This window comes from Streptomyces sp. NPDC096012 (assembly GCF_040426375.1).
In the GTDB taxonomy this organism is placed as follows: Bacteria; Actinomycetota; Actinomycetes; order Streptomycetales; family Streptomycetaceae; genus Streptomyces.
In genome coordinates this window covers 42,529-65,811 of sequence record NZ_JBEOTD010000023.1, presented here as the reverse complement: position 1 = coordinate 65,811, position 23,283 = coordinate 42,529, and the positions used below count along the sequence as shown (strand labels likewise).

The 23,283-nt window shown below is 74.1% G+C and carries 20 protein-coding genes and 7 tRNA genes; 10 read left to right on the top strand and 17 right to left on the bottom strand.

Going from position 1 to position 23,283, the window contains the following annotated elements; translation table 11 throughout:
* Positions 1–20 precede the first annotated feature (20 nt).
* Positions 21–1,265 (bottom strand): hypothetical protein, encoded by a 1,245-nt coding sequence (locus ABVB68_RS22115; protein WP_353602827.1) that lies wholly within the window; start codon positions 1,263–1,265, stop codon positions 21–23.
* Positions 1,262–1,828 (bottom strand): DUF4365 domain-containing protein, encoded by a 567-nt coding sequence (locus tag ABVB68_RS22110; RefSeq protein WP_353602826.1) that lies wholly within the window; start codon positions 1,826–1,828, stop codon positions 1,262–1,264. Before ABVB68_RS22110 ends, ABVB68_RS22115 begins: the two co-directional genes overlap by 4 nt.
* Positions 1,829–1,997: 169 nt before the next feature.
* On the opposite strand from ABVB68_RS22110, the gene ABVB68_RS22105 reads away from it, so the two are divergent.
* A complete protein-coding gene (locus ABVB68_RS22105; RefSeq protein ID WP_353602825.1) occupies positions 1,998–2,723 on the top strand; it encodes a 3'-5' exonuclease in 726 nt (241 codons plus the stop codon).
* 323 nt (positions 2,724–3,046) lie between these two features.
* Here ABVB68_RS22105 and ABVB68_RS22100 read toward each other — a convergent pair.
* The 4 genes from ABVB68_RS22100 to ABVB68_RS22085 form a co-directional block, all read right to left on the bottom strand.
* Positions 3,047–3,118: transfer RNA gene (locus tag ABVB68_RS22100), tRNA-Val, on the bottom strand.
* 39 nt (positions 3,119–3,157) lie between these two features.
* Positions 3,158–3,613 carry an SRPBCC family protein gene (locus tag ABVB68_RS22095; protein WP_353602824.1) on the bottom strand — a complete coding sequence of 152 codons (456 nt, stop codon included), beginning with the start codon at positions 3,611–3,613 and terminating at the stop codon, positions 3,158–3,160.
* Positions 3,614–4,137: 524 nt separating this feature from the next.
* A tRNA-Val gene (locus ABVB68_RS22090) sits at positions 4,138–4,209 on the bottom strand.
* Positions 4,210–4,290: 81 nt separating this feature from the next.
* The gene (locus tag ABVB68_RS22085) at positions 4,291–4,761 is read right to left on the bottom strand and encodes a TIGR02611 family protein (RefSeq protein ID WP_353602823.1); all 471 of its coding nucleotides are present in this window, start codon (positions 4,759–4,761) and stop codon (positions 4,291–4,293) included.
* 191 nt (positions 4,762–4,952) lie between these two features.
* Between ABVB68_RS22085 and ABVB68_RS22080 the strand changes: the two genes are divergently transcribed.
* Both ABVB68_RS22080 and ABVB68_RS22075 read left to right on the top strand, forming a co-directional pair.
* Complete coding sequence (locus tag ABVB68_RS22080; protein WP_004002642.1) at positions 4,953–5,366, top strand: SsgA family sporulation/cell division regulator; 414 nt, start codon at positions 4,953–4,955, stop codon at positions 5,364–5,366.
* Positions 5,367–5,684: 318 nt separating this feature from the next.
* Positions 5,685–6,245, top strand: coding sequence for a CGNR zinc finger domain-containing protein (locus ABVB68_RS22075; protein ID WP_353602822.1), 561 nt, complete (start codon positions 5,685–5,687; stop codon positions 6,243–6,245).
* 87 nt (positions 6,246–6,332) lie between these two features.
* Here ABVB68_RS22075 and ABVB68_RS22070 read toward each other — a convergent pair whose 3' ends face one another.
* Positions 6,333–6,485, bottom strand: coding sequence for a hypothetical protein (locus ABVB68_RS22070; protein WP_353602821.1), 153 nt, complete (start codon positions 6,483–6,485; stop codon positions 6,333–6,335).
* Between the two features lie 155 nt (positions 6,486–6,640).
* Positions 6,641–7,084 (bottom strand): hypothetical protein, encoded by a 444-nt coding sequence (locus ABVB68_RS22065; protein ID WP_353602820.1) that lies wholly within the window; start codon positions 7,082–7,084, stop codon positions 6,641–6,643.
* Positions 7,085–7,342: 258 nt separating this feature from the next.
* Between ABVB68_RS22065 and ABVB68_RS22060 the strand changes: the two genes are divergently transcribed.
* Positions 7,343–7,867, top strand: a complete 525-nt coding sequence (locus ABVB68_RS22060) for a DsbA family protein (RefSeq protein WP_353602819.1) — start codon at positions 7,343–7,345, stop codon at positions 7,865–7,867.
* 15 nt (positions 7,868–7,882) lie between these two features.
* Here ABVB68_RS22060 and ABVB68_RS22055 read toward each other — a convergent pair whose 3' ends face one another.
* The 3 genes from ABVB68_RS22055 to ABVB68_RS22045 all read right to left on the bottom strand — a co-directional run bounded on the left by ABVB68_RS22055 (position 7,883) and on the right by ABVB68_RS22045 (position 10,986).
* Positions 7,883–8,707 carry a GNAT family N-acetyltransferase gene (locus ABVB68_RS22055; RefSeq protein ID WP_353602818.1) on the bottom strand — a complete coding sequence of 275 codons (825 nt, stop codon included), beginning with the start codon at positions 8,705–8,707 and terminating at the stop codon, positions 7,883–7,885.
* A gap of 402 nt (positions 8,708–9,109) precedes the next feature.
* Positions 9,110–9,931 (bottom strand): aminotransferase class IV, encoded by an 822-nt coding sequence (locus ABVB68_RS22050; RefSeq protein WP_353602817.1) that lies wholly within the window; start codon positions 9,929–9,931, stop codon positions 9,110–9,112.
* Complete coding sequence (locus ABVB68_RS22045; RefSeq protein ID WP_353602816.1) at positions 9,928–10,986, bottom strand: chorismate-binding protein; 1,059 nt, start codon at positions 10,984–10,986, stop codon at positions 9,928–9,930. The genes ABVB68_RS22050 and ABVB68_RS22045 overlap by 4 nt, the downstream gene beginning before the upstream one ends.
* A gap of 178 nt (positions 10,987–11,164) precedes the next feature.
* Here ABVB68_RS22045 and ABVB68_RS22040 point away from each other — a divergent pair.
* The 5 genes from ABVB68_RS22040 (at position 11,165) to ABVB68_RS22020 (ending at position 11,640) form a co-directional block, all read left to right on the top strand.
* Positions 11,165–11,237 (top strand) — tRNA-Gly (locus ABVB68_RS22040).
* A 38-nt stretch (positions 11,238–11,275) separates the two neighbouring features.
* Positions 11,276–11,349, top strand: a tRNA-Cys gene (locus ABVB68_RS22035).
* 1 nt (position 11,350) lies between these two features.
* Positions 11,351–11,422, top strand: a tRNA-Val gene (locus ABVB68_RS22030).
* Between the two features lie 45 nt (positions 11,423–11,467).
* A tRNA-Val gene (locus tag ABVB68_RS22025) sits at positions 11,468–11,539 on the top strand.
* A 29-nt stretch (positions 11,540–11,568) separates the two neighbouring features.
* Positions 11,569–11,640: transfer RNA gene (locus tag ABVB68_RS22020), tRNA-Val, on the top strand.
* 56 nt (positions 11,641–11,696) lie between these two features.
* Here the strand turns inward: ABVB68_RS22020 and ABVB68_RS22015 are convergent.
* The 3 genes from ABVB68_RS22015 to ABVB68_RS22005 all read right to left on the bottom strand — a co-directional run bounded on the left by ABVB68_RS22015 (position 11,697) and on the right by ABVB68_RS22005 (position 13,914).
* On the bottom strand, positions 11,697–11,990 hold the full coding sequence (locus ABVB68_RS22015) for a TFIIB-type zinc ribbon-containing protein (protein WP_353602815.1): 294 nt from the start codon (positions 11,988–11,990) through the stop codon (positions 11,697–11,699).
* Between the two features lie 80 nt (positions 11,991–12,070).
* A complete protein-coding gene (locus ABVB68_RS22010; RefSeq protein ID WP_353602814.1) occupies positions 12,071–13,051 on the bottom strand; it encodes a phosphotransferase family protein in 981 nt (326 codons plus the stop codon).
* Between the two features lie 686 nt (positions 13,052–13,737).
* On the bottom strand, positions 13,738–13,914 hold the full coding sequence (locus ABVB68_RS22005) for a hypothetical protein (RefSeq protein ID WP_185091440.1): 177 nt from the start codon (positions 13,912–13,914) through the stop codon (positions 13,738–13,740).
* 604 nt (positions 13,915–14,518) lie between these two features.
* Here ABVB68_RS22005 and ABVB68_RS22000 point away from each other — a divergent pair.
* Positions 14,519–15,931 carry a serine/threonine-protein kinase gene (locus ABVB68_RS22000; RefSeq protein WP_353602813.1) on the top strand — a complete coding sequence of 471 codons (1,413 nt, stop codon included), beginning with the start codon at positions 14,519–14,521 and terminating at the stop codon, positions 15,929–15,931.
* 17 nt (positions 15,932–15,948) lie between these two features.
* Here the strand turns inward: ABVB68_RS22000 and ABVB68_RS21995 are convergent, their stop codons facing one another.
* From ABVB68_RS21995 to cobT, 3 genes are all read right to left on the bottom strand, one after another.
* Positions 15,949–16,767 carry a TrmH family RNA methyltransferase gene (locus ABVB68_RS21995; RefSeq protein ID WP_353602812.1) on the bottom strand — a complete coding sequence of 273 codons (819 nt, stop codon included), beginning with the start codon at positions 16,765–16,767 and terminating at the stop codon, positions 15,949–15,951.
* A gap of 73 nt (positions 16,768–16,840) precedes the next feature.
* Entirely contained in the window at positions 16,841–18,073 is a 1,233-nt protein-coding gene (cobA, locus tag ABVB68_RS21990; protein ID WP_353602811.1) for a uroporphyrinogen-III C-methyltransferase, read from the bottom strand.
* Between the two features lie 144 nt (positions 18,074–18,217).
* Positions 18,218–23,191, bottom strand: coding sequence for a nicotinate-nucleotide--dimethylbenzimidazole phosphoribosyltransferase (cobT, locus tag ABVB68_RS21985; protein ID WP_353602810.1), 4,974 nt, complete (start codon positions 23,189–23,191; stop codon positions 18,218–18,220).
* Positions 23,192–23,283 lie beyond the last annotated feature (92 nt).

Here is a 23,283-nt window from a genome sequence, read left to right as displayed (position 1 = left end):
CGACCGCGAAACGGTCACCCTCAGTCCTCGTCCCCGTACGCTCCCGGCTCCCCTTCCCCGCACGCCTCCTCGACATAGTCGAGGTTCTCCTGGAGGGACTTCATCAGCCGGTCCCGCTCGGCGTCGTCCACCTGCACGGGTACGACCCCGGAGGCGCCGGTGAGCCTGCGGAAGCCGCCGCGCCGCTCCAGCCGGCCGTGCACCCGCACCGGCAGGCCGACGAGGTGGGCGTGGCCGGCGATGCGGTAGTCCTCCTCGTCCAGGGTCACGCGGATGTGCGGGACCTCGGCACCGGCGAGGACGCGCAGCCGCACGGTGCCCTCGCCGCCCGGCCCGGAGCGGCGCATCCGGACGACGGCGCCGGTGACGTGGGCCGGGACGGAGGGTTCCTCACGCAGGTAGCGGGCCGCGGCCTCGCGGAGCACGGGCAGGTCGCCGGGCGAGAACTCGACGGGCTCGGCGGAGGGGGCGCAGCCTTCCGGGACGCCGGCGCCGGGGGCCCAGGCGACGGCGACCCGGGCGCCCTCGGTGCCCCGGACGAGCACGCTGAGCGCCTCGGTCAGCTCGCGGCTGACGCCGGCCTCGACGGCGCCGTCGAAGGCGTCCATGCCGCCGGCCGCCCGCCGGTAGTCGATGGCCTCGCGGACGGCGTACAGCGCCTGGTGGAAGCGGACGGCGAGGGGGCGGGCGGTGGGCACCGGCGCGAAGGCCGTGAGGGTGCGGCCCTCGGCGGCGGGGCCGACGAGGACGCCCGCCAGGAGCGCGGCCGCCGGGCGGCGGTGCCGGGCGCCGTGGTAACCGGCACGCGCACGGGTGGCGAGCGCGGCGGCGAGCAGCATCTGCCGGGCGGCGGTGCGCAGTTGCTCGTCCGTCGTCCAGGGCATGGCGCCGACGGGCCCGCTCGGGGTCTCCCGCCACCAGCGGATCTCGTCGCTGGGTACGGCGAGGGAGATCAGCACCTCGCGGGCGGAGGGCGTCTCGCTGCGGGCGAGGGCGTCCAGGGCCTCGCCGAGCAGGTCGTCGCTGTCGGGAAAGGCGCGGCTCTCGGGTACGAGCAGGCTGGTCCCGCCGCCGGCGGGCCCCGGCGGGGTCCACCGGCCATAGCGTCCGGCCGCTCCCCCGCGCCGCTGCCACCCGTGCCGGTGCAGCAGGGCACCGAGCACCGCCGGGTCGACCTCCGCGGGCGCCGGGGTGCGGCTCCAGGGGACTTCGTCGGGGTGCGGCCGGACCTGCCGGACCGGCCCGTCGTACGGACGGCTCCTCATGGCCTGCCTCCCGTCCCGACCCGCGTCATGATCTCGCACAGCGCCCGGTCGTCGAAGATGCGCGAGGTCGGTATCCGCACGGTGGTCCGGTGCCGGCCGGTGACGGGGTGGCCGGCGAGGTTGACCCAGTAGCAGCAGTGCCGAAGGTCGAGCCGGTCGTGCCCGGCGCGCAGCCAGTCGTCCTGTGAGCGCGGGACCAGCATGACGACCAGGATCTTGTGCACCGAGACGGGTGTGCGGGCGAGCTTGCGCAGATGGTCGTTGTCGAGGGTGAAGGAGAAGGTGCGGCCCGGTGGGTTCGGCGGGATCTGGTAGGTGCACTTGAGCTGCACCTTGACGGTGACCTCGTCGTCGACGGTGTGTCCGGGCGCGCTGTGGCTGACGTGCCAGTCGATGCCGTTGTCGGGGAAGGGCTGGGACAGCGAGCAGCCGGCCGCGGCGGCGACCGCGTGCAGATAGCCGACCTGCAGTGTCTCCATGCAGGCGGTGGTGGCGAGCGTGCCGCGGAGGGTGCCCGTGCGGTCGGGCAGCAGCCCGCCCCGCTCGGGCTGCGCTATGGCCATGACCCAACAGCCTTCCGAACCAAGGGATTCCCCGCTGCGAGCCGCTGAACTGCAAAGACCCGCACTCCTGTTGTCTCCTTCCGGCGTACGCCGCAAACGGCCCGGGTATCACCAAACGGGCAGAAGACGGAATGTCATCTGCGGTAGGTGAACGAGGAGTTGTGTGGGGATGACGACCTGGTACGAGGGGCCGCTGGCCGCCTTCGACACGGAGACGACGGGCGTGGACGTCGAGACCGACCGGATCGTGTCGGCCGCCGTCATCGTCCAGGACGCGCCGGGCACCCGGCCGCGGATCACCCGCTGGCTGGTGAATCCCGGTGTGCCGGTGCCCGGGTCGGCGACCGCGGTGCACGGGCTGACGGAGGAGTACCTGCAGCACAACGGCCGCTGGCCGGCGCCGGTGATGTATGAGATAGCCGAGCAGCTGGCGGAGCACGCGGCGATGGGCCGGCCGCTGGTGATCATGAACGCCCCGTTCGACCTGACGCTGCTGGACCGGGAGTTGCGCCGGCACCGGGCGTCGTCGCTGGGGCGCTGGTTCGAGTCGGTGCCGCTGCGGGTGCTGGACCCGCGCGTGCTGGACAAGCATCTGGACCGCTACCGCAAGGGCCGCCGCACGCTGACCGATCTCTGCGCGCACTACGGCGTGCTGCTGGAGGGCGCGCACGAGGCGGCGGCGGACGCGCTGGCGGCGCTGGAGGTCGTACGGGCCCTGGGCCGGCGTTTCGCGACCCGGCTGGAGCGGCTCTCCCCGGCCGAGCTGCACACGCTCCAGGCCAACTGGCACGCGGCCCAGGCCCGAGGGCTGCAGGCGTGGTTCGCGCGCAGCGGCTCGGCGGAGATCGTCAGCACGGAGTGGCCACTGCGCCCGGAGCTGCCGGCGGCGGCGTGACGGGACCGGAGATCGGCGATGGCGCCACGTCGCGGGAGCCGGTGGCCGGTGGCTGGTAGCCGGTGGCCGGTGTGACGGTACGGGGACCCGAGATCGGCGATGGCGCCACGTCACGGGCGCGGATGGCCGGTGGCCGGTGGCCGGTGTGACGGTACGGGGACCGGAGATCGGCGATGGCGTCACGTCGCGGGAGCCGGAGATCGGTGTCGGCGTGACGGTGCGGGAACCGGGGCCCGCGGTGGCGGGGGGCAGCGGTCGCTGCCCCGCGTCGCACGACCGGACAGCGGAAAGCCGGCCTGCGTGCGCAGACCGGCTCTTCCCGGTGGGCGATACTGGGTTCGAACCAGTGACCTCTTCGGTGTGAACGAAGCGCTCTCCCACTGAGCTAATCGCCCGGGAACGCACTGAACAATACAGGTCCGGGCACCGTCAGTTCAAACCGCTCGCAGGTGACGCAGCAGCCCGCGCCGTCCGGCCCGCATCATCAGGCGGTGGTTGAGGATGAAGACCGACCGTCCGGGGAGGGCGAGCCGCCGGAGCAGCGCCTTGTGGACGTCGACCTCCTGGTCGTACCGGGCGAGCGTGCCGGGGCCGTCGGCGGTGACCGTCCAGCGGGCCCAGCCGGCGATGTCGCCGGTCAGCGTGACCTCGAGGACACCGGCATCCCGGTCCCGGCGGGTCTCACGCATGGTGGAGGTGATGCCGTACGGCAGCACCGACCGGATGGTGATCACGCCGGTGTGCTCGTCGAGGCGGCTCACGGACCGCACCTGCGGCCACCAGTGGGGGTAGTCCTCGGGCCGCTCCAGCGCCGCGAAGACGGCGGGCGGCGCGGCCGGCAGGGACCACAGGCTGCGGAAGCGGTAATGGTTCCGGTCGTTCCAGTCCATGTGCCGAGTCTGCCCGGCCGGGCGCCGGGATCTGAGTACGCGTACTCATGTGCCGTGCCGAGAGGCCTACGAGACTCGGGAGCGGGCGCCGCCGCCCGTGCGACGGCGCTCTCCCCCTCTTCCCTCACGAGGGCGCGGACGACGAGCGCCATGGTGTCCGAACCGAGCGGAATTCCCGGACGCCCGCCGTCGGCCCGCCGGTCTCCCCGTGAAAGTGATCGGATGTCAGATTGCCCGTGCGCGCAGGGGCTTGAGGCCGAGTGGAATTCGTCTCTTGTCGTACTTCCGGAGAAAACCCGCGCATTCCGTAAAAGCGTCCGGTGGATTTCCGCCGGTGGCTCGGGTACGCGACTTCCCCCGGAAGGATTGCCGCGTCCGGAAGTGACGTCTTGACCTCGAGGTGGGGTGACTGATCGTCACTTTTCCCGTCCGGGCGTTCCCGCACCCCGGGGGGCCGGGCCGCCGACGAAGGATGACGCAACGCCGACGGCCCACCTGCCGGGCAGGTGGGCCGTCGGTCCGGGTGGGCGATACTGGGTTCGAACCAGTGACCTCTTCGGTGTGAACGAAGCGCTCTCCCACTGAGCTAATCGCCCGGACGCAGGAAGAACATTACCCCATGTCAGGGGGTACCTCCGACCAGGGGCCGGACCGGCGGCCGGGCCCCGGGGATCCGATCACTGGTCCTTGATCTTCCACGGCATGACGAAGCCGAACCTCCACAGGTAGAACCCGGCAAGCGCCGCCACGATCACCAGCCCGATCACGGTGAGGATGATGTTGCGGCGGCGCACCTTGGGATCGAGGGCACGCTGGGCGGCCTCGGTGACCTTGCGCTTGGTCCAGCGCAGCACGAGCTGGGCCCAGACGAACTCGGTCGCCCAGATCGCCATGCCACCGAAGATCACCACCCAGCCGGGTCCCGGCAGCGGCAGCATGACGATGCCGGCGGCGACGACCGCGAGGCCGACCACGAAGACACCGACCTGCCAGCTCAGGTGCAGGGCCGGGCGGGCCCTGACGAATTCCGGCGCGCGGGAGCCGAGCCCCCGCCCGGCGCCGTCCTCGCCCACTCGCCCGTCCGCCTTCGCCTCGTCCGTCTCACGCATCGCGGCGATCTCGCCCGGCTGGTCACTCCCCGTATTCATACGGACAAACCCTACCCGAGTGAATCCGGTCACCGGAATGGTCGTAGGTCTGGTACGAGTTCTCGGCCGGAAGAGTTACGTAAAGGCACGCAAAACACTCAGAGGGGTTTACAACGGCACCGTAGGTGGCATGTCGATTTCGCCGACGTGCGAATCCCCGAGCGCACACTGAGCGAAAGGCCCTGGCGCTTATGAACACCACGGTCAGCTGCGAGCTGCACCTGCGCCTCGTTGTGTCGAGCGAGTCCTCCCTGCCTGTCCCCGCAGGCCTGCGGTACGACACGGCCGACCCCTACGCCGTGCACGCCACCTTCCACACCGGAGCCGAGGAGACCGTCGAGTGGGTGTTCGCCCGCGACCTCCTCGCCGAGGGCCTCCATCGGCCCACCGGAACCGGCGACGTCCGCGTCTGGCCATCGCGCAGTCATGGTCAGGGCGTCGTGTGCATCGCCCTCAGCTCCCCCGAGGGGGAGGCCCTTCTCGAGGCCCCGGCGCGGGCCCTCGAGTCCTTCCTGAAGCGAACCGACGCCGCCGTGCCGCCCGGCACGGAGCACCGGCACTTCGACCTGGATCAGGAGCTCTCGCACATCCTGGCGGAGAGCTAGGCCGGCCCTTCCGAGCAGCCCGGCGCCGTCCACTCGGGGAGACGGCTCGGGCCAAGACAACCGCATAGGGCACGGGCCGGCGCGGTCACCGTGAGTGTTCACGGGACAGCGCCGGCCTCGGCACGCCCCGCGCCGCCCGCGCACCCCCCGGCGGTGGCGGGCGGCCGGCCTGTGTCCGCGGTTCGGGAACCCCTCGCGGCGCGGAGGCGTTGTACCGGCAATCACGGTCGGACGCGGACCGGTGTGGTGGGCGCGGTTGTCGCTACCATCGGCCAGCATCGGCGGGCGTCCGCCCGACCCCAGGCCAGGGAGCGAAACGTGCTGATCACCCACGACACCCGGTGTGCCCTCGATGCCGTGGTGGATCTGGTGAACACCGTGCCGGAGGACGACACGGCGGCGGACGGGCTGGCCGACGTCCCGGCTCTCGCCGATTTCGTGCGAAAGCACGAGATCAGTGACGTCGGTGTGCTGTCGGAGTTCGACCTCTCGGCGGTGCGCAGGGTCCGGGGGCGGTTCGCGGCGATCTTCGCCGCTCCGGACGCCCGGTCCGCGGCAGCGCTGATCAACGAACTGGTGGCCGCGGCGGGGACCACTCCACGCCTGACGGACCACGACGGCTACGACTGGCACGTGCACTACTTCGCGCCCGGCGCCTCCGTGGCCGACCATCTCGCCGCGGACTGCGGGATGGCCCTCGCCTTCTTCGTGGTGGCCGGAGAGGAGGAGCGGCTGCGGCGCTGCGAGGCCCCGGACTGCCGGCGCGCCTTCGTCGATCTCTCCCGCAACCGCTCGCGACGCTACTGCGACAGCCGCACCTGCGGGAACCGGCTGCACGTCGCCGCCTACCGCGCCCGGCGCAAGGAAGCGACGGGCTGACACCCCCGGCGCCCCGGCCCGCTCGGGACTCCCCCGGTCGTGGCGACGTCGGTCCCGGCGGGTGGCGCCGGGACGGACGCGTACGGCTCACAGCAACAGCAGATCGTGCAGCGCAGCCATGAGGAGCAGAGACCCGATCACCGCAAGGAAGATCATCAGCGGTGGTTGGGAAAGGGCGAAGAGGCACCCGCGCGGCTCGTCCTTCGGCGGCGCGGCCTCGCTCTGTCTCGTGTCCAGCATCTCGCGGCCGATGATGGACCACCCGGCGGCCCGGGCGCGATCAACACACGAAGATCTTGCGGGTCTTCGCCGAATGCCGTGATCTCTCGTTCACCTGGTGATCGATTCCGGACGTTCCGGGACTCACTGTGTCGTCTCAGCCAGTCATGCGACTGTCATATTCCGTGCTTCTTCAGGATGGCCTCGATGTCGCTGAAGTCGTCGGCCTGACCGGAGGACCGGGGCGCCGCGGACGGTCGCGCCGCCGGCGGGGACCCCTGGCCCAGGGTGGGTGCCGAGGCCCCGGGTGCCACCGCCTCCCGCCCCGCGCCCTTGGCCGCCTTGCGTCCGGATCCGCTGCCGCCGCGCCGGCGCTCCACGGCACGGGTGCCGGCGAACAGCAGCCAGGCCGCGCCCAGCACCACGAATCCCGCCCATGCGGTGGGGCTGAAGGCGGTGTCGGCGAGCCAGCCGACGACGCCGGTCATCACGAGGCCGACCGGCACGAGCGAGTAGGCCGCGATACGGGCCGCCGCCAGGAAGCGCCTGCGGTAGGCCGTGACGGCCGCGATGCCCAGGCCCGCCGCGGACACGGCGGAACAGACGGTCTCTGCAATCATCCGGTCCTCCTGGGCGGGTTCGGTCGGTCGAAAGGGCGAGGACGCGCGCCCCGGTGCCGACGAGGTGCGCTTCGTCCCTTCCATCCTGCACCGCCCGGTCCTGGTGACGCCACGCTCCCGGCGGACATCAGGGACATCTCCGGGTCACCTCCTCCTGGGGTACCGAGGACCGCCCCGCGTGCGCGGGACCGGGGAGGACCCACACGATCTCGGCGTCCCGATTGGGTGGCCCTCGTCCGGCCTGGAAGACTGGGGCGCATGAGCGACTCCTCCCCCGCACGCAGCGAAGCCCCGGTCCTCGACGTCTGGTGCGAACTGCAGTGCCCCGACTGCCGTACCGCCCTGGACGACGTCCGCGCCCTGCGCGCCCGCTACGGCGACCGGCTGGAGCTGCGTCTGCGGCACTTCCCGCTGGAGAAGCACAAGCACGCCTTCGCCGCCGCCCAGGCCGCCGAGGAGGCGCTGGAGCAGGGCAAGGGCTGGCCGTACGTGGAGGCCGTGCTGGAGCGGGTCGCGGATCTGGACCGGGCGGGGGAAGCCCTCCTGATCGAGGTGGCCCGCGAACTGGGCCTGGACGCCGAGGAGTTCGACACCGCGCTGATCGACGGCCGGCACATCCTGATCGTCGACGCCGACCAGGCGGAGGGCAAGGCCATCGGCGTGACCGGCACCCCGACGTACGTCATCGGCGGTGAGCGTCTCGACGGCGGCAAGAGCCAGGAGGGGCTGCGCGCGCGGATCGAGGAGATCGCCGACCGGCTGCTGGCCGGACAGGACGCCTGAGCCGGACGGCACGTCCTACAGGAGGGGCTTGGTGAGGGAGTGGGTCACCGTCTCGTAGCCGAGTGACGCGTACAGCCGCTCGGCCGGGGTGTTGTCCGTGAACACGTTGAGGCCGAGGACCGGCAGCCCGGCCCCGATCGCCTGGCGTTCCGCGAGCAGCATGAGCGTACGGCCGTGCCCGTGCCCCCGGTGGGCCGCGTCGGTCTCGACGTCGAAGACGAAGGCCGTGGTCTCCTCCAGCGCCACCCAGAGCGTGCCCACGCGGACGCCCTCGTGCTCCAGGACGCTGAAGACCATGCCGTCGGTGGCCGGTCCGCGCGGCAGCAACCGGGCGTGATCGCTGTGCGCCTTGGCGCGGGCATCGGCTTCGGGGAGGCCGCGCCCGATCCACTCGCGCGCGTACCGCTCGCCCTCGTGCTCCTGCCAGGCGGCGAACTCGGCCCCGGTCATGAGCCGCGCACGGCTGCCCGGCGGCAGCTCGGGCGGGGTGCGGCCGAGGCGTTTCTCCATGCCGCGGTTGCGCGCGGTGTAGCCGAGGGCGCCGAACAGTCGCAGGGCGGAGTCGGCGGCGGCGGGGACGAGCGTCTCGATCTGTCGGCAGCCCCAGCCGCGCGCGACCTCCTCGGCGGCGAGCGCGGCCACCGTGCCCCGGCCGCGCCGCCGGTCGGGCTCGGCGATCCGCAGTTCGATCACGCGGGCCACCGAGGCGCCGAGGGCCGGCGAGGTTCCGAGGTGGATCTCACCGACGGGGCGGCTGTTCACACACACCTGGTAGCGGCGCGATCGGGTCCCGTCGGGGTGGTGTCGGAGCGGCTCGGCCGGCCGCAGGGTCGTGGTCATCACACCTGTTCTACCCAGCGCGCGTGGACACGTCAGCCCATTATTCCGCCCCGGCGCCGTGGGTTCGACCCCGACGGCCGGGAGTTCGGCACCGGAAGTCGGGGCGTTCCGGGGTTCGCCGCTCGGGGGCGTGGGTTCGCCGCCCGAGCGCGGTGGGTTCGCCGCTCGGAGACGGGCGTTTCGCCTCTCGGGGGGCGTGGGTTCGCCCCTCGGAGGCGTGGGTTCACCGCTCAGGGGTGGCGCCGCGCTCAGGGGTGGCGCCGCCGGCTCATCTCCGGTGTCGGGGATTCGCCGCCGTCGTCGGGGATTCGCCGCCGTCGTCGCCCGGCTCACCCGGGCGTCGCCCGGCTCCTCCCCGGCCGCCCGGCTCACCTGCTCCCCCACTCTCACCCGATCACCCGCTCAGGGGTCCAGGTCCTGCCCCGCCCGCTCGTCGAAGATGCGCATCGCCTTGGCGGTCACGGGGCCCGGGGTGGCGGCCAGTTCGCGGTCGTCGACCCGGTGCACCGCCTGCACGTCCCGCAGCGTGGAGGTCAGGAAGACCTCGTCGGCCCGCTCCAGGACGTCCAGCGGCAGCTCGGTCTCCTTGGCGCCCGTCCACTCGACGGTCAGGGCGCGGGTGATGCCGGCGAGGCAGCCGGAGGCGACCGGCGGGGTGTGGATCTCGCCGTCCAGGACGACGAAGACGTTCGAGCCCGTGCCTTCGCAGAGCTGTCCGGCCGTGTTCCCGAACAGCGCCTCGGAGGCGCCGTGTTCGTGGGCGCGGGCCAGGGCGACGACGTTCTCGGCGTACGAGGTGGTCTTCAGGCCCGTGAGGGCACCGCGCTCGTTGCGGGTCCAGGGCACGGTGATCACCGCGGTGGAGTCCGGGCGCCGGGTGGTCCGGTCGAGGGCGACGACCAGGGTCGGGCCGTGGTCGCCGCGGTCGGAGCCGAGTGGGCCGTGGCCACCGGTGTAGGTGATCCGCAGCCGGCCGAGCGGCACCGGACCGGCCTCCAGCACGGCCGTACAGGCACGGCGGATCTCGTCGTGGTCGGGGTCGGGCAGGCCCAGGCCGCGGGCCGAGCGGGTCAGCCGGTCGAGGTGGCGGGTGAGGGCGAAGAGCTTGCCGTCCACCGCCTTCACCGTCTCGAAGATGCCGTCGCCGACCGTCAGCCCGTGGTCGAAGACGGACACGTGGGCGGACTCCGGGTCCCGCAGTCCACCGTCCAGCCAGATTTTCATGCGAACGACGCCCTTCCGCTTTCTTCGTACGCCCCCGACGCTACCGCGAGCAGCCTGGCCGCCTTCAGCTCGGTCTCCCGCCACTCGCCCTCGGGATCGGACCCCCAGGTGATCCCGGCCCCGGTGCCGAAGCGCAGGACGCCCTCGGCGCGGTCGATCCAGAAGGTGCGGATGCCCACCGCCAGCTCCCCGGTCCCGCGGTCGGCGTCCACCCAGCCGATACCTCCGCAGTACGGTCCGCGCGGGGCCGGCTCCAGCGCCGCGATGATCCGCAGGGCGCTCGACTTCGGCGCGCCGGTCACCGAGCCCGGCGGGAAGGCGGCGGCGAACAGTTCGGGCCACCCGGCCCCGGCCCGCAGCTCGCCCCGGACCGTCGACACCAGGTGGACCAGGCCCGGGTGCTTCTCCACGGCGCACAGGTCGGGGACCGTGACGCTGCCGGTCGCGCAGACCCGCCCGAGGTCGTTGCGCACGAGGTCCACGATCATCACGTTCTCGGCGTAGTCCTTCTCCAGCAGGTCCGCCTCGGTGCGTCCGGTGCCCTTGATCGGTCCGGACTCGACGGTCCGGCCGGCCCGGCGCAGGAACAGCTCGGGCGAGGCGGTGGCGATCTCCACGCCGTGCCCGGGGAGCCGGATCGTCCCCCCGTAGGGCGCCGGATTGCCGCGGGCCAGCAGCGCCGTCAGGGCGTCCACGTCGGCGCCGGGGGCGACGGGCGCGCTGAGCACCCGGCAGAGGTTGGCCTGGTAGACCTCCCCGGCCGCTATGTGCTCACGGATCCGGCGCACGGCCGCCGTGTACGCGGCCCGGTCCAGGGAGGAGGTCCACTCCCCCACCGCCGGGCCGCGCCAGCCGCCCGGCACCGGCGCGGGCACCCCGGTCCGGCGTACGTCGGCGAAGCGGGCGCAGGTCAGCCGGCCTTCGAAGTCCGCGCAGACGGCCCAGAAGCCGGAGGACTCCAGGGCGGCCGGATCGCTGGTCACGTCGAGGAGGCCGGTGGCGACGCGGTCGCCGAAGCGGGCCAGAGGAGGGGGGCCGGATGAGTGCTGGAACACATGGCCGAGTCTAGGTCGGGTGTCGCAGAGGTGGCCCGGGGACGACCCGGGGGTGGCCCTGGCCACCGGGGCCGCCGGGTGCACCGCAGCACGCTGCGCAAACGCGTTTTTGTACTGGCCCGGGAATCCGCTAGAGTTCAACACGTCGCCGGGACGCGGAAGCGGACCGAAACGACAAGCGGACGTAGCTCAGTTGGTAGAGCGCAACCTTGCCAAGGTTGAGGTCGCGAGTTCGAGCCTCGTCGTCCGCTCGCAGGAAGAAGGGGTCGTCCCGATCCCCTACACTCCTGGTGGAGTGGCCGAGAGGCGAGGCAACGGCCTGCAAAGCCGTCTACACGGGTTCAAATCCCGTCTCCACCTCCAAGGACGATTAGCTCAGCGGGAGAGCGCTTCCCTGACACGGAAGAGGTCACTGGTTCAATCCCAGTATCGTCCACTGGATCTTGGAAGGACCCGCGGGTCCTCTCGAAGATCCGTTTCCGCGCGATTAGCTCAGCGGGAGAGCGCTTCCCTGACACGGAAGAGGTCACTGGTTCAATCCCAGTATCGCGCACAGACTGTGATCCCCGAGTCACAGCCCGCGGACGATTAGCTCAGCGGGAGAGCGCTTCCCTGACACGGAAGAGGTCACTGGTTCAATCCCAGTATCGTCCACACACCGCAATGCCCCCGGCCGTCTCGACGGCCGGGGGCATTGTCTGTGGAGGCGCTCAGCTGGAGAACAGCATGTGGCCGAAGCTCTTGTGACGCTGGTGGCCGTAGTGACCGTGGCCGCCGTGGTGGCCGCCGTGCGGGGCGCCCCAGGCGGGCGCGGGCGGAGCCGGGTACGACTGCGGGGCGGGCGGGGGCGGCGGCGCGGGCTGGACCCACTGGGACTCCAGGCGGGTCAGCGACTCCAGCTCGCCGTAGTCGAGGAAGATGCCGCGGCAGCCGCTGCACTGCTCGATCTGAACGCCGTTGCGGTTGTAGGTGTGCATCGGCGCATGGCACTTCGGACACTGCATGGTCGGCTCAACTCCTCGCCGGTCGGTCCTGCTTCGTGTTTCCCCAGGACAGACTCCGTCCGGCCTCGGGTGGTTGCAGCCTAGTCCGGGAATCCGGAGGTCAACCGGCGGCGAACGGAGGTCATTCGGGCGCAGGCGTCGATCAGGGCCTGCTGCACCTCGTCCAGGGGCCGGCGGGCCGCGAGCGCCTTCGCGATCGCCAGCGCGGCCGTCTGCACGGTGAGCGCGCGGGCCGGGACGTCCAGGGCGCTCCAGGGATCGCCGTCCGGGGGTACGGCCGGGCCGCTGGCCCTTCGGTAGGCGGTCAGGAAGCGGTCCCATTCGCCGGGCGGCAGGAGTCCGCAGGCGTACCAGGCCGCGGGGCGGGCGAGGTCCCAGGCCGGGACGCCGGTGCCGAGGTCGTCGACGTCTATCAGTCGCCAGGAGCCGTCCGGCACCGGGTGCCGCACGAGCTGGCCGAGATGCAGGTCACCGTGGCAGAGGGCCGTCGGCCCGGGCATCGGAGCCTCGCCCCGGGCCCAGGCGGGCAACGCGGCCCACGCCCGCAGTACGGGGCGGGCGGCGGCGTGCGGCGCCGTGCGCAGGGCCTCGTGCAGGCGGCCGTGCGGCGCCGTGCGCAGGGCCTCGTGCAGGCGGCCGACGGCCCGGGCGGCCTTGGCGGGGCCGCGCATGGCCGGCAGCGCGCCGAGCGGAGGCGTGCGGTGGAGCCGGGCCAGGAGGGTGGCGGCGGCCTCCCAGGGAGCGGCGTCCGGATCGCCTGGGTCCACGGGGGTGCCGTACGGCCAGAGCGTGACCAGGCGGTCGTGCAGCGGGGCCGGGGCGGGGGCCAGCGGGGCGAGCAGGACGTCGGGCAGGCGGGCGGCCGTGGCCAGGCGGAGGCTCAGCTCGGCGGGGTCGGTGCCGGGGGCGTGGGCCTTCGCGACGGTGCCGGCATGGCGTACGACGGTGGCGTCGGGCCGGTCGGCGAGCGGGGCCGGGGTGTCGCAGGCGCATCCGGCTGCGCCCGCTCGCGGGTGGGCGGCTGCTCTCGCCCTCGCGGCGAGTGCGGTCAGGAGGTTCACGAAGGCCTCTGGGGTCGGGTGTGCGGGGGTGAGCGTACCCGGCCGCCCGCGCGGGCCCACCGGCACCGCGGACCCCCCGGCGGACGGGAGGGGACGGCTCGGCCAGGACCGCGCAGCGCCAGGCCGCTCTCGTGCCGTGCCGGCCCAGGCAGGCCCAGGACCGCGGAACGTCCGGCCGCCTTCGAGCCGTGCCGGCCCAGGCCCAGGACCAACCCCGCGGAACGCCCGGCCGCCTTCGTCCCGTGCCGGCCCAGACCCGCGCAGCACCCGGCCGCTCACGTGCCGTGCCGGCCCAGGCCCAGGCCCACGGGTACGCCCGGCCGCCTTCGAGCCGTGCCGGCCCAGGACCGCCCAGCGCCTGGCCGCCTTCGAGCCGTGCCGGCCCAGGAACGCCCAGCGCCTGGCCGCCTTCGAGCCGTGCCGGCCCAGGAACGCGGCCTGCTTCACCGCTTCGGCGCCGGACCCGCCCGCGCCCGCCCCGCACTCCCCTTCGCCCGCCGCCTGCGCAGGCGGCCGGATCACGGGTGCTCGCGGGCAGGTGGCCGCGGCTCGCCGGAAACGGGGCAATGCCGGCGCAGCTCCCCAGCTGCGCCGGCATTTGTGCCGTCCGCCGCACCCCCGTCCCCACGGGGTTTCATGGATGGATGTCCCCGCCCGGACCGCTCTTCCGGGCCTGGGGACGCCGCTCAGCGCCCCAGCATCACACCCACGGACGACGCCTGTGTGGCCACCGTCTCCCAGCCGTCGAAGACGAGCAGGAGCAGGGCCGCCAGGGGAAGGGCCATGAGCGTCGCCACCAAGGGGTGGCGACGGCCCGTGCGGCGAGGGGCGAACGTCGTGCGTCGCGGTGCCGTGTGGGCCATGGTCCCTCTCCTGACCGTTTCGGTTGTCGTTGCGCAGCGGCGGGTGTCTGACCTCGGGGGACGAGTGCTGCACCCGCCGCTTGACCTCAAATCTAGGCGCGGGGCCGCTGACCGGCGTCATGCCTTCGTACCGATTGCCGGGCCTCCCGGAGGATGAGCCATGACCTGCGGACTACTCCCCTGGGTGGAGAAGCGGTCCTAGGTCTCGGGGTCTTCCCGGAGGGGGCGTCCACTGTGTCCCGTCATTTCCGAAGCGTCCGCTGGGCCGGGAGGAGTGACTTCCCTCACTCCACCAGGGGGTGGAAGGGGAGCGCGGGGCGCCGCGCGATCCCCTGCGCGCCCGGCCCCGTGAGCCGTTCGCGGCGAGGGCGTGACGGGTAGGGCCCGCCACCTGCACGCCCCCTTCACGACCCCAACACCGTTCAGGTGCCGTCGGGTTGATGTCGCCGCATGGTCAATGGTCCCGCGTGCGGAGGCTTCCTGACCGTGTTTCACCTCGTGCGGGAGGCTCGCGTAATCCGACCGGCCCGGAGGGCGCGGCCTCTGCGCGCGGGCGGCCGTGGAAACGTAAGCTGTGCCACGTCACAGGGACCGGGCAGCGGGGATGAACATGGCGATGATGCGCCTGAGGCGCGAGGACCCGCGCGTCGTCGGCTCGTTCAGGCTTCACCGACGGCTCGGCGCGGGCGGGATGGGCGTGGTCTATCTCGGCTCCGACAAGAAGGGCCAGCGGGTCGCGCTCAAGGTGATCCGGCCCGACCTCGCGGAGGACCAGGAGTTCCGGTCCCGGTTCGCGCGTGAGGTGTCGGCGGCCCGGCGGATCAGGGGCGGCTGTACGGCCCGGCTGGTCGCCGCGGACCTGGAGGCCGAGCGGCCCTGGTTCGCCACGCAGTACGTCCCCGGGCCCTCCCTGCACGACAAGGTCGCCGACGAGGGACCACTCGGCGCGGCGGACACGGCCGCGGTCGGCGCCGCCCTGTCCGAGGGACTGGTCGCCGTACACGAGGCCGGTGTCGTGCACCGGGACCTGAAGCCGTCCAACATCCTGCTGTCCCCCAAGGGGCCGCGGATCATCGACTTCGGCATCGCCTGGGCCACCGGCGCCTCCACCCTCACCCATGTGGGCACCGCGGTCGGCTCCCCCGGCTTCCTCGCCCCGGAGCAGGTGCGGGGCGCGGCGGTCACCCCGGCGACGGACGTCTTCTCGCTGGGCGCGACCCTGGCGTACGCCTCGACCGGTGACTCGCCCTTCGGGCAGGGCAGTTCCGAGGTGATGCTGTACCGCGTGGTGCACGAGGAGCCGCACCTGTCCGGCGTACCCGACGCGCTCGCCCCGCTGGTGCGGGCCTGTCTGGCCAAGGACCCCGAAGACCGGCCGAGCACGCTGCAGCTGTCGCTGCGGCTCAAGGAGATCGCCGCCCGCGAGGCGCAGGGCCTGCCCGACGTGCGGCCGCCGGCGCCGCGCTCCGCCGAGGCGGACCGGCCCACCGGACGGCTCGTCGAAACCTATCCCGAGCAGCAGCGCGCCCAGCGCCGCACCGCTCCCGGCACACCGGTCCCCCGCGGTGCCGCGCCCGCCCGTGGCGGGACGCCCGCGCGCGGCGCGGTGCCCTCGCGGGGCGGCAGCGGCTCCCGTGCCGGAGGGACCGCCTCCCGGCCGGGTGCGGCACGCCCGACCCCGGCGCCGCGCGGCGGCGCCCCGCGCTCGGGCAGCGGGAGCCGGCCCGCTCCGCGCGGCGGTTCCGGGCGGCCGGGGCAGCGCACGACGGGAGCCGGGCGGCGGGGACCGGCCAATCCGCGGCTGCTGCGGCAGCGGCTGTTCGTGTTCGTGGTGGTGACGCTGCTCGTGGCGCTCGGCATCGCGGTGGCGCAGGGCTGCCAGGGCCCGGCGCGCGGGCTCGGCGGTGAGGACGGGGTCCAGCGGCACGCACAGCCCGGCTCCCTGCCGATCGACGGGGACGACTCGGCGTCCGACGGGCGCATGCCGACGACGCTGGGCCCGGACTTCGGGAAGTGAGGGGCGGCCGGGCCGCTTCAGGACTCCGGCCGGCCGGTGGCCACGGCGTAGAAGGCCACCGCCGCGGCGGCGCCCACGTTGAGCGAGTCGACGCCGTGGGACATCGGGATGCGGACCCATTCGTCGGCGGCGACCAGGGCCTGCGTGGACAGTCCGTCGCCTTCGGCGCCGAGCATGAGCGCGACCCGGTCCATCTTGTGCGCGGCGGCCTCGTCGAGCGTGCGGGCCTTGTCGTCCGGGGTGAGCGCGAGGAGCGTGAAGCCGGCCTCGCGGACCGAGTCCAGGCCCTTGGGCCAGGTCTCGAGCCGCGCGTACGGCACCGAGAACACCGCGCCCATGGAGACCTTGACGCTGCGGCGGTACAAGGGGTCGGCGCAGTCCGGTGACAGCAGGACCGCGTCCATGCCGAGGGCCGCGGCCGAGCGGAAGATCGCGCCGATGTTGGTGTGGTCGTTGACCGACTCCATGACCACGACCCGGCGGGCGGAGCGGAGCAGTTCGGCGGCCGTCGGCAGCGGCTTGCGCTGCATGGAGGCGAGGGCGCCGCGGTGCACGTGGTACCCGGTGACCCGTTCGGCGAGCTCCGGGCTGACGGCGTAGACCGGGGCCGGCAGCTCGTCGATGACGTCACGCATGACGTCGACCCACTTGGCCGAGAGCAGCATGGAGCGCATCTCGTAGCCCGCTTCCTTGGCCCTGCGGATGACCTTCTCGCCCTCGGCGATGAACAGGCCTTCGGCGGGCTCGCGTTTGCGGCGCAGCTCGACGTCGGTCAGGCCCGTGTAGTCGGACAGGCGGGGGTCGTCGGGATCCTCGACGGTGATGAGATCGGCCACAGGGTGATACTGCCTTGTCCTGGGTGTGGTGCCAACGGCTGGGCGGGGGTGCGTTACCCCGGGTTACGCGTGATCAAGAGGCGGACTCCGGACCGACGTTCACGACCTCTCCGACGACGATGACCGCCGGGGGCCGCACGTCTTCGACCCGTACGGTCTCGGCGACCGTGGCGAGGGTGGCGTCCACCCGGCGCTGCGCGGCCGTGGTGCCCTCCTGGACGAGGGCGACGGGGGTCTGGGGCGACCTGCCGTGCGCGACGAGCGTCTCGGCGATCTTCCCGATCTTGTCGACGCCCATCAGGATCACGAGCGTACCGGTGAGCTTGGCGAGCGACGGCCAGTCGGCCAGGGAGCGCTCGTCGTCGGGGGCGACGTGGCCGCTGATCACGGTGAACTCATGGGCGACCCCGCGGTGGGTGACCGGGATGCCCGCCGCGCCCGGGACCGAGATCGAGCTGGAGATGCCGGGCACCACCGTGCAGGGGATTCCGGCCTCGGCCAGCGCCTGGACCTCCTCCATGCCACGGCCGAACACGTACGGGTCGCCGCCCTTGAGCCGGACGACCGACTTGCCCTGCCTGGCGTGCTCGATCAGCGCGTTGTTGATGGCCTCCTGGGCCATGTACCGCCCGTACGGGATCTTCGCCGCGTCGATCACCTCGACGTGCGGCGGAAGCTCGGCGAGCAGATCGCGCGGGCCGAGCCGGTCGGCGATGACGACGTCCGCCTCGGCGAGCAGCCGGCGGCCGCGGACGGTGATCAGGTCCGGGTCGCCGGGGCCGCCGCCGACCAGGGCGACGCCGGCGGTACGGGTGCGGTGGTGCGGGGCGACCAGGGTGCCGTCGCGCAGGCCCTCGACGACCGCGTCCCGGATGGCGGCGGTGTGACGCGGGTCGCGGCCGCGCGCGTTCGTGGTGAGTACCGCGACGGTGACGCCCTCGCTGTGACCGGTCGCCGGGGTCCAGGCGGTCGCCCGGTCGGCGTCGTCGGAGCGCACGCACCAGACGCGGTGCCGCTCGGCCTCGGCGGAGGCCCGCTCGTTGGCCTCGGGGTCGCTGGTGGCGATGAGCGCGTACCAGGCCTCGGCGAGGTCGCCGTCGGCGTAGTCGCGCTGCTCCCAGCTGATCTCACCCGCGTCCGCCATGGCCTCCACCGAGGGCGTCGCCGCCGGCGAGACGAGCACGATGTCCGCACCCGCGGCGATGAGCGCCGGCAACCGCCGCTGGGCCACCTGACCGCCGCCGAGGACGACCACGCGGCGGCCGGAGAGGCGGAGGCCTACGGGGTAGGCGGGGTGTTCGGCCATGGGATAGGGCTCCCTCGTGCAGCTGTGAGGTGGGCGCGCTGCACCTGTGAAGCGGCCCTGACGTGCGGATTTTACGCTGTGGGCAGGGCGGGACGCACGGGTGGTCCGGCAGCCGGGCACCCGGACCGCCCCGTGCGTCGGCGGCTACTTCTCGGTGACTCCCGCCGAGTCGAACGTGGCCACCTCGTGCATGGCCCGCGCCGTGCTCTGCACCAGGGGCAGGGCGAGCAGCGCGCCGGTGCCCTCGCCGAGGCGCAGGTCGAGGTCGACCAGGGGGCGCAGGCCCAGCTTGTTGAGGGCGGCCACGTGGCCGGGCTCGGCGCTGCGGTGGCCCGCGATGCAGGCCGCGAGGACCTCGGGGGCGATCGCGCGGGCGACCAGGGCCGCGGCGCCGGCGCTGACGCCGTCCAGGATCACCGGCGTACGCAGCGAGGCACCGCCGAGGAGCAGGCCGACGATGGCCGCGTGCTCGAAGCCGCCGATGGCCGCGAGGACCCCGACGGGGTCGGCCGGGTCCGGCTGGTGGAACTCCAGGGCCCGGCGGACCACGTCGGTCTTGCGGGCGAGCGTCTCGTCGTTGATGCCCGTGCCGCGACCGGTCACCTCGGCCGGGTCGACACCGGTGAAGACGGAGATCAGCGCGGCGGACGCGGTCGTGTTCGCGATGCCCATCTCACCGGTGAGCAGGGCCTTGTTCCCCGCCGCCACCAGGTCGCGGGCGGTCTCGATACCGACCTCGATGGCCGCCTTGGCCTCCTCGCGGGTCATCGCGGGGCCGGTGGTCATGTCGGACGTGCCACCGCGGATCTTGCGGGGCAGCAGCCCGGGGGTGGCGGGCAGGTCGGCGGCGACGCCGACGTCCACGACGCACACCTCGGCGCCGACCTGGGTGGCGAACGCGTTGCAGACCGCGCCCCCGCCCAGGAAGTTGGCCACCATCTGGGCGGTGACCTCCTGCGGCCAGGGGGTGACGCCCTGGGCGTGCACGCCGTGGTCGCCCGCGAAGATGGCGACGGCGGCGGGCTCCGGGATCGGCGGCGGGCACTGCCGGGACAGCCCGGACAGCTGCGCGGAGATGATCTCCAGCATGCCGAGCGCACCGGCCGGCTTGGTCATGCGCTTCTGGCGCTCCCACGCCTCGCCGAGCGCCTTGGCGTCGAGCGGGCGGATCTGTGCGACGGTCTCGGCAAGCAGGTCGTGGGGGTCCTCTCCGGGCAGGGCGCGGCGGCCGTACGTCTCCTCGTGCACCACCCAGGACAGGGGGCGCCGTTTGGACCAGCCGGCCTGCATCAGCTCGGGCTCGTCCGGGAACTCGTCCACGTACCCTACGCACAGGTACGCGACGACCTCCAGATGCTCGGGCAGACCGAGCTCGCGGACCATCTCCCGCTCGTCGAAGAAGCTGACCCAGCCGACGCCGAGGCCTTCGGCGCGGGCGGCGAGCCAGAGGTTCTCCACCGCGAGCGCCGAGGAGTAGGGCGCCATCTGCGGCTGGGTGTGACGGCCGAGGGTGTGGCGGCCCCCGCGGGTGGGGTCCGCGGTGACGACGATGTTGACCGGGGTGTCGAGGATGGCCTCGATCTTCAGTTCCTTGAACTGCTTGGCCCGGCCCTTGGGCAGCGACTTGGCGTACGCCTCACGCTGACGCATCGCCAGTTCGTGCATGGTCCGCCGGGTCTCGGCGGAGCGGATGACGACGAAGTCCCAGGGCTGCGAGTGGCCCACGGACGGCGCCGTGTGGGCGGCCTCCAGGACGCGCAGCAGCACGTCGTGCGGGATCGGGTCGCCGCGGAAGCCGTTGCGGATGTCGCGGCGCTCGCGCATGACCTTCAGGACGGCCTCGCGTTCGGCGTCGGCGTAGCCGGGCGCGGCCGGGCCGGTGGACTGTCGTGCTTCTGCCACGTCGGCCGTGCTCTCTTCCTGGTCGGCGGCCCTGGTCCGCAGGTCCTCCGCGTGCTGTACGACATCGGGTGCGTGCCCGGCGTCCGGCCCGGCGGGCACGCCGTCCGGCTCGGCCTCGCGCGGCGCGGGCACCGTCGCCACGGGCTCCGGCTGCTCCTGCGGCACCTGCGGCAACTCCTGGGCGGCCTGGGGACCCTGGGGAGCCTGAGCGGCGGCCGGCAGGGGTTGCGCGGGCTCGACGGCCTCGGGCACGTGCGGACCCTCGGAGTCCTGGGGGGCGTCCGGCACCCGCGTGTCCTGGGGGTCCTGCGGGGCGTCCGGCACCTGCGCGTCCTGGGGGTCCTGCGGGGCGTCCGGCACCTGCGCGTCCTGGGGGTCCTGCGGGGCGTCCGGCACCTGCGCGTCCTGGGAGTTCTGGGGGGCGTCGGCCGCTTGCGGGCCCTGGAGAGCCTCGGGTGCCTGCGTGCCGTCGGGGCCCTGGGCGGGCAGTACGAGGGGGTGCGGCGGGGTCGGCGCCAGGTGCGGAGTGGTCGGCACCTGGCCCTCCACCGGCACGAACCGGCCGAGCGGCTGGTCGGGATGGGAGCCCAGCGGGACGCCGGACGGCAACGCCTCGGCGCTTCCGGCGGCATCCGGCCACCCGGGAGCACCGGGCCGGCCGGTGGCGGCGTCGGCCTGCGCGGCCTCCGGATACGTCGCCGCGGCTTCGGCACCGGCGACCACGGGGGCGGGTCCGGGATCGGGCTGGGGCTCGTGCGCGGGCACGGCGGAAGGGTCCGCCGTGACGTCGGCCCCGGCCGCCGCGGGGGCGGGCTCGGCCGGCCGGTCCTGCGGGCCCGCGGGTACGCCGGGGGCGGTGGCCGGGGGGTACGCCGCGCCTTGGGCCACGGCGTCCTCGGCCGACGCGTCCTGGGCGAAGGCGTCCTGGGCGAAGGCGTCCTGGGCCACGGGCTCCTGCCGGGCCGCGGGGGCCTGCGGGTCGGGCTGGACCACGGCCGACGGCTCGGGCCGGACCGCGGCCTCGGCCTCCAGCGGGCCCGACGGCTGGGACCACGGCACGCCTGCGGGGGGCTCGGCCCCGGTCAGGTCCGAGGGCTGAGTCTGCGGCACGGCTGCCAGGGGTTCGGCCACGGGCAGGCCGGGTTCGGCCGGCTGCGGGCCCTGCGCCGGAAGGAGATGCGGCTCGGGGATGCCGTCGCCCTCGGCCTGGACCTGTTCAGGTTCCTGTGCCACGGGGACCTCGGCTTCCACCGCATCCGGTACGGCATGGGGGGTGACGGACTCGGGTGCCTGCGGAGCGCCGGACGTCTCTGCCGACTCGGGTGCATGCACGGCCCGGCCGGTGGGCGAGTCCTGGGCGGTGCCGGACTGAGCCTCCACGACGCCGCCCTGCTGCTGCGCGGGGGTGGGCCCAGCCTCCGCGGTCGCGGGCTGAGCCTCCGTCCCGGACTCGGTCCCGGTGCTGCCGGGCTGCATCCGCGCGGTGCCCTCGGTGTCCGGGGCGGACTGCGGCCGGGCGGCGGCCTCGGCCATGCCCTGCACGGCGAAGGCGGTGTCGGCCTCGCTCGCGGGACGGGCGGAAGCAGCGGCTTCGGCACCCGCCGTACCTTGGCCGGAAGCGACGGCTTCGGCCTGCGCGGGGGCGGCACCCGCTGCCTCCCCGGTGGTGCCGGTGGCGTCGGCCTCGACCGCGTCCGTCGACGCGCCCCCGGCGACCACGGGAACGGGAGCCCCGGCGGGGCTTTCCGCGTCCGCACCCTCCGGCAGGCTCACGCCCTGCTCCGGTCCCTGCTCCGGCCCGGCCACCTCGAAGGCCCCTGCCGGTGCTTCTGCCGCTGCCTGTGCCGGGCCTCCTTCCGGTGCCGCCTGCCGGAGCAGAGCGGTCTCGGCCGTCTCGGCGCCGTCCGCGACCGGACCGCCGAGCGGCATCCCGGCCGCCGCGGCGTCGGCGGGCACCCCGTGCCCCGCGTCCTGAACCGAACCAGGGTGGACAGCGCCCTGGACGGACGCCGGCTCGGCTCCGTCCTGAACGGAAGGCAAGTCGACGCCGCCCTGGCCGGAACCCGCCGTGGCCCCGCCCTGGAGGGAACCCTCGGCCTCGCCCTGGACGGACTCCGGCCCGGCTTCCTCCGGCTGCTGGACGGAACCCGGCTGGGCCGTCCCCGCCTCCGTCTCCTGGAACGCGGTCGGTGCGTCGGCGGGCCGGCCGGGGGCGCCGTCTTCCGGTTCCGGCGGGGTGCCGTCGGCCGGCTGTGCGGCCGGCGCCCCGGTCATCGGCGAGGTCTCGACGGCCGGACCACCGTCCGCGGCGAGATCGCCCGCCACGGCGACCCGGCCGGCAGCCGCCATGGCGGCCTGCCCGACCTGCGCGGCCGCGGCCTGCTGGGCTTCGTCGGCTGCCTGGGCCACCGCAACGGTGTCCACGCCGTCATGGCCGTGGGCCGGCTGGACGCCGTCGTGGCCGTGCACGACCTGGGCCGGGGCGGGTGGCTGCGCGACCGCCTGGGTCGCCAGGCGGGCCAGCGTGGCCTGGGCGGCACCGGAGGGGTCGGCGGAGGTGTCCGCAGCGGGACCGGCGAGCGGGTCGACCGTTTCGGCGGCCGGGGCCTGCGCATCTGCCTCCGGCCCCACCTCGGTGGCGGCGACGGCGTCCGTGCCGGCGCCGGCGTCGGCCGGGGCGCCCGGTGCCGCGCCCCAGGGGCTCGCGGTCTGCGGGCCCATGTCCCGCAGAGGCTGCCCGTCGAGGTACTCGGGGCCGCTCGCGGCCGGGCCGGGCTGCCGTACCGGCGCGCCGGCGGGGCCGCGGTCGGCGAGGGAGCGGACCGGGCTCGCGGAGGCGTCCGGGATCGGCGGGCCGAGGTGCAGCGGGCGGCGCGCCGGCTGCGGGGCGGCCGCCGGGTCGTGCGGGGCGGAGAGGATCGGCGACGGCGGTACGGATGCCGGAGCCGAAGCGGGCAGGCGGACGCCGCTGAGGTCGACCGAGCCGCTGTCGCGGCCGGACGTCTCGTGTGGGCCCGGCTCGTGGACGGCCTCGACCACCGGCTCCGGGGCCGGCGGCGGAACCTCGTTGCCCCACGCGCCCTGGGCGCCCGGCAGCAGCAGGTCTTCGTCGCCGGCGGGTGCCTCGGAGAGGTAGGTGTACGCAGCGCCCGGCTGCTCCACCATGCCTGCGCTCTCCGGCTGCCCCTCGCCCGGGACCTGGCCGGTGTCCGTCATGCGTACCCCTCGCCCATCGGTTAGTGCTTCCACGACCAGCTCACCCGGAACGGCGCACCGACCGCCCCGCTGTGAAGAACGAGCGTCCGTGC